Origin of the sequence: Nocardia sp. NPDC060220, assembly GCF_042727815.1 — a bacterium.
Classification (GTDB): domain Bacteria; phylum Actinomycetota; class Actinomycetes; order Mycobacteriales; family Mycobacteriaceae; genus Nocardia.
On sequence record NZ_JBHWZY010000506.1, the window covers coordinates 1 to 5,116 of the forward strand.

Sequence of the window (5,116 nt, forward strand, 5' to 3'; positions counted from 1 at the left end):
GGTTGTGGGACAGCTGGGAGGACGGCGCCGAGATCCGCGACGTACCCACCGGCCGGTTCATCGACCGTGACCGCCTGCACTACATCGACTTCGCCGGCGACAACTTCTCGGTCAAGGGCCCGTCGATCACCCCGCGCTCGCCGCAGGGCCGACCCGTCATCACGGTCCGCGCCGACACCCCCGAGTCGACCGAGGTCGCCGTCCGCCGAGCCGACATCATCCGCGTCAGCGCCCCCGATCTCGCGACCGCCGCCGCGCATCGCGCGGCCTTGCGCGCGGCGATCGCCGCGCAGGGCCGCGATCCCGGCACCGTGCAGATCCTGCTGGATCTGCCTGTGCACCTGGCGGATTCGGCAGACACCGCACTCGCCGAGGTGCGCGAGCTCGATCGCTGGGCGGCGGACCACCCGCCGCTCGGATTCCACCACGTCGGTACCGCCGCCGCGCTCGACGATCTCCTCACGGAGATCACGCACGCCGACGCCGTCGACGGCGTGGTCCTGCGACCGCTGGCCCTGCACGCCTCGCTGGCCGAGCTCACCACCCATCGATCCGCGCTCGCGCCGACCACCACCACCGCGACCCTGCGTGAGCGCCTCGGTCTCCCCCGTCCACTCAGCCGATACGCCACGACAGGAGCAGCGCGGTGACCTCGAAACCACGCAAGCAAGTCCACCTCGCCGCGCACTTCCCCGGCGTCAACAACACCACCGTCTGGGCCGATCCGGCCTCGAAATCGCAGGTCGATTTCGTGTCCTTCGAGCATCTGGCGCGCACCGCCGAACGCGGCCTGTTCGACTTCTTCTTCCTGGCCGAGGGATTGCGGCTGCGCGAGCATCGCGGGCAGATCCACGACCTGGATGTGGTCGGCAGGCCGGATACCTTCACCGTGCTCAACGCGGTGGCGGCGGTGACCGAGCGGCTCGGACTGGCGGGCACCATCAACAGCACCTACAACGAACCCTTCGAGGTCGCCAAGCAGTTCGCCTCGCTCGATCACCTCTCCGGCGGCCGGGCCGCGTGGAATGTGGTCACCTCCTCGGACGCGTTCACCGGCGAGAACTTCCGGCGCGGTGGTTACCTCGAACACGGTGAGCGGTATCGGCGGGCCGAACAGGTGGTCGCCGCGACCAGGGCACTGTGGGACAGCTGGCCCACCGACTCGCTGGTGATCGATCGCGAGCGGGGGATCTTCGCCCGCGACATTCCCGATACCGCGTTCCGCAGTTCACAGTTCGACTTCGCGGCACCGTTCGTCGTCCCGCCGAGCCCGCAGGGGCATCCGGTGCTGTTACAGGCAGGCGATTCCGACGAAGGCCGCGAGTTCGGTGCGAAGACCGCCGACGCGATCTTCACCGGGCACGGCACTCTGGAGGCGGGCCAGAAGTTCTACGCCGACGTCAAGGGCCGACTGGCGAAATACGGTCGCGCACACGGCGATCTGCTGGTGCTGCCCGCGGCCACGTTCGTCCTCGGTGACACCACCGACGAGGCGCACGAACGGGCCCGCGATATCCGCTACCAGCAGGTGAGCCCGCAGACCGCGATCGCCTTCCTCGAACAGGTCTGGGGCCGTGACCTTTCCGGTTACGACCCCGACGGCCCGCTGCCCGATGTCGAGCCCGACGCCGCCGCGGAGATCACCCGCGGCCGGGTCCGGCACACGAAAGATCCACTGGCCGTGGCGAAGGCGTGGCGTGAACAGGCGGAGGCGGGCGACCTCAGCATCCGCGAACTCATCATCGAGGTCACCGCCCGCCAGCAGTTCATCGGCACACCCGCCCAGGTCGCCGAGCAGATCGACCAGTACGTGCAGTCCGACGCGTCCGACGGTTTCATCCTCGTCCCGCACCTGACACCCGGCGGGCTCGACGAATTCGTCGACACCGTGGTCCCCGAACTGCAGGAACGCGGCAGCTTCCGCACTGAATACACCGGCACTACCTTGCGCGACCATCTCGGTCTGCGTCACCCCCACCACCACACCGTCGCCGAAGGAGCACGCGCGTCATGACGATCACCGTCGAGAACCCGACCCCCACCACGACATTCGCCGACGACTGGGCGCGCTGGCATAACGCCCGCGAAGACGGCCTGCGCGATCCCCTCGGCTGGCTCAGCCTGGCGGGGTTGCACTGGCTCACCGACAGCCCGGCCCGCCTGGACGGCGTCCCCGGCACCTGGTGGGTCACCGACGACAAGGTGTTCATCACCGCGCAGCCCGCCGACCGGCTCGATGTCGACGGCGAGCGGATCGGCGGCGTGCAGATCGTGACGCCCGTGGAGGGCGCCCCGGGGGTGAGCGTGCTCAACGAGGAGAGGGTCCTCGAGGTGATCCGGCGCTCCGGACAGTACGCGGTGCGGGTGCACGATCCGGCCACGCCGACACTGACCGCGTTCACCGGGGTCGCGGCCTACCCGGCCGATCCGCGCTGGGTGGTGACCGGGCGTTTCACCGCGTTCGGGCAAGCACGCACCGTCACCACCGGCGCCGTGGTCGACGGGCTCGAGCACCACCACAGCGCCGCGGGAATCATCGAGTTCCGCATCGGCGACAGCCACGAGGCACTGCTCGCCTTCGGCACCCCCGACGACCTGAAGGTGCTGTTCACCGATGCCACCAGCGGTGTCACCACCTACCCGGCCGCCCGCTCGCTCGCCCTCGGCGCGGTCGAGGCCGACGGCACCGTCACCCTCGACTTCAACCGGGCGGTGAACCTGCCGTGCGCGTTCACCGACTTCGCCACCTGCCCTGTCGCCCCCCGTGAGAACCGGCTGCGCGTGGCGATCGAAGCGGGAGAACAGGATCCGAAGCTATGAGCGTGCCGCTGTCGATTCTCGATCTGTCACCGATCAGCGAAGGGTCCAGTGCCGCACAGGCACTGCGCAATACCGTCGACCTCGCCCGGCAGGCCGAGCAGTGGGGGTATCGCCGATACTGGCTGGCCGAACACCATTTCGTGTCGGTGGCGAGTTCGTCGTCGCTGACGCTGCTCGGGTTGGTCGCCGCGGCGACCTCGCGTATCCGGGTGGGGACCGGCGCGGTGCAGGTGGGCCATCACACCTCCGCCTCGATCGTGGAGGCCTTCGGCACCGTCGACGCGCTGTACCCGGGACGACTCGATCTGGGTCTGGGCCGGTCGGGGCATCGGCGCAGCCAGTTCGGCGCCGCGGCCACGACCACCAAGGGCGGGCACCCGATAGTGGACACGGTCACCGGCCGGACCGAGGTGCGTGACGGTGTGGTGGTGCCGCCACCGTTCGATCCACGCCGGGTCACCGACCGCACGAAGTTCCTGGCCTCGGCCGAGGCGCTGCAGCAGCCCGGCGCGGAGTCGTTGGACTTCGCCGACCAGGTGGCCGAGGTGCAGGCGCTCCTCGACGGCCGCTACTTCACCCCGGGTGGTGTCGAGCTGCACGCCGTTCCCGGCGAGGGCATCGACACCGAGCTGTGGCTGTTCGGCAGTTCGGCGGGCGAAAGCGCCGAGCTGGCGGGCAAGTCGGGATTGCCGTTCGCGGCCGCCTACCACGTCGCACCAGGGTCCGCGCTGGACGCGGTCGAGGCGTATCGGGCGGCGTTCCGGCCGTCGGCGCAGCTGGCCGAACCGCACGTGATCGTCTCGGCGGACGTGGTCACCGCGGCCGACGACGACACCGCCCGCCACCTCGCGAGCACGTACGGACATTGGGTGCACAGCATCCGCAGCGGCGGCGCGGCCGAATACCCCGATCCCGCAACAGCGTCCCCGCTCACTCCGGATCAACTCCGCCTCGTCGACGACCGCCTGGCTTCGCAGATCGTCGGCTCGCCCACCACCGTGGTCGAGCGGCTCGAGGCCCTCCAAAGGGTTACCGGCGCAGACGAATTGCTCATCACCACCATCACCCACGACCACGCCGACCGGCTCGAATCACACCGCCTGCTGGCCGACGCGTGGGGATTGCGAGCCGCCCGCGCGGCTTGACCGGCCTACCCCCTCGGGCGCCCCGCAACGTCGACTCGACTACGGGGCGCCCTTCGGCTGTCCGGGGTCCATCGCCGTGCGCAATCGCTCGAGCAACCGCTCGAACTGCGCGAGCTGGGCAGGCTCGTATTCGGCGAGGATCGCGTCCTGCTCGGCGTTGATCGGGTGGAAGAACTCGTCGGCCAGCTGTCGAGCGTTCGCGCTGCACCGCAACGTCACGACCCGGCGATCGGTGTGCTCGCGGCTGCGGGTGATGTATCCCGCCTGCTCCAGCCGGTTGAGCAGGGTGGTCATCGCCCCCGAGGTCAGGGTGATCCGCTTGCTCAGCAGCGCGGGAGACAGCGGTTCTTCGGCGTGTTCGGCGGCCGCGATCTCCATCAGCGCGAAGGCGTCGGTGGAGTGCACGCCCAGCGTTTCCGCGAATCGGCGGCCCAGTTCGGTGAAGCTCGCGCCGTAGTCGATGAGCCCCGCGGCGAGCCGCTGCCGCCGCATCGCGACATCGCCGGATGTCTGCTCCACCATCTCGTCCTCTCGTCGATCACCGATTGACAACTTACCGGCCCGCCATTTACCTTCATCGTAAAGTAACTTCATGACGGAGGTATAGTGCGGACAGAAACCGAGACTCCACCGCTGCGCTTGTGGCTGGGGCTGATCGCCGTCTCACTCGGCGTCGCGTTGATCGTGGTCGACCTGACGATCGTGAACGTGATCCTCGCGCCGATCGTCGAGGACTTGGCGATCACCTCGATTCAGGCGCAATGGATCCAGGAGTCGTACGCGATCGTTTTCGCCGCGCTCCTCCTGGTCGCCGGTCGACTCAGCGATCTCTACGGCGCACGCAGGCTGTTCCTGATCGGGTTGGTCGTCTTCGGCGCCACCAGCCTGCTCGCCGCGCTCGCACCGAGTGGCGGCCTGCTCATCGCGGCCCGCTTCCTGCAGGGCGTCGGCGGGGCGATGATCCTGCCGACCTCGCTGGCCCTGGTGAACGCGGCATTCACCGGAAAGGCTCGCGGACAGGCCTTCGCGATCTGGGGATCCACGATCGGCGCGGCCGCGGCGCTCGGCCCGCTGCTCGGCGGCTGGCTGGCCGGCTTCTCCTGGCGGTGGGCTTTCGGCATCAACATCCCCGCGGTCGCGCTGATCATGGT

General features: G+C 69.3%; 6 protein-coding genes. 5 read left to right on the forward strand and 1 reads right to left on the reverse strand.

The window, feature by feature from the left end:
- From ACFWF3_RS23610 to ACFWF3_RS23625, 4 genes are all read left to right on the forward strand, one after another.
- Positions 1–650 (forward strand): LLM class flavin-dependent oxidoreductase (locus ACFWF3_RS23610; protein ID WP_379315304.1); only part of this gene is annotated, 650 nt, incomplete at its 5' end.
- The gene (locus ACFWF3_RS23615) at positions 647–2,014 is read left to right on the forward strand and encodes an NtaA/DmoA family FMN-dependent monooxygenase (RefSeq protein ID WP_378660444.1); all 1,368 of its coding nucleotides are present in this window, start codon (positions 647–649) and stop codon (positions 2,012–2,014) included. The genes ACFWF3_RS23610 and ACFWF3_RS23615, both read left to right, overlap by 4 nt.
- Positions 2,011–2,820 (forward strand): DUF1684 domain-containing protein, encoded by an 810-nt coding sequence (locus ACFWF3_RS23620; protein WP_379315305.1) that lies wholly within the window; start codon positions 2,011–2,013, stop codon positions 2,818–2,820. The genes ACFWF3_RS23615 and ACFWF3_RS23620 overlap by 4 nt, the downstream gene beginning before the upstream one ends.
- Complete coding sequence (locus ACFWF3_RS23625; RefSeq protein ID WP_379315306.1) at positions 2,817–3,965, forward strand: LLM class flavin-dependent oxidoreductase; 1,149 nt, start codon at positions 2,817–2,819, stop codon at positions 3,963–3,965. The genes ACFWF3_RS23620 and ACFWF3_RS23625 overlap by 4 nt, the downstream gene beginning before the upstream one ends.
- A 39-nt stretch (positions 3,966–4,004) precedes the next feature.
- On the opposite strand, the gene ACFWF3_RS23630 is transcribed toward ACFWF3_RS23625, so the two are convergent.
- Complete coding sequence (locus ACFWF3_RS23630) at positions 4,005–4,487, reverse strand: MarR family winged helix-turn-helix transcriptional regulator (RefSeq protein ID WP_378992558.1); 483 nt, start codon at positions 4,485–4,487, stop codon at positions 4,005–4,007.
- An 84-nt stretch (positions 4,488–4,571) separates the two neighbouring features.
- Here ACFWF3_RS23630 and ACFWF3_RS23635 point away from each other — a divergent pair.
- The coding region (locus ACFWF3_RS23635; protein WP_379315307.1) for an MFS transporter at positions 4,572–5,116 on the forward strand (545 nt) is incomplete at its 3' end.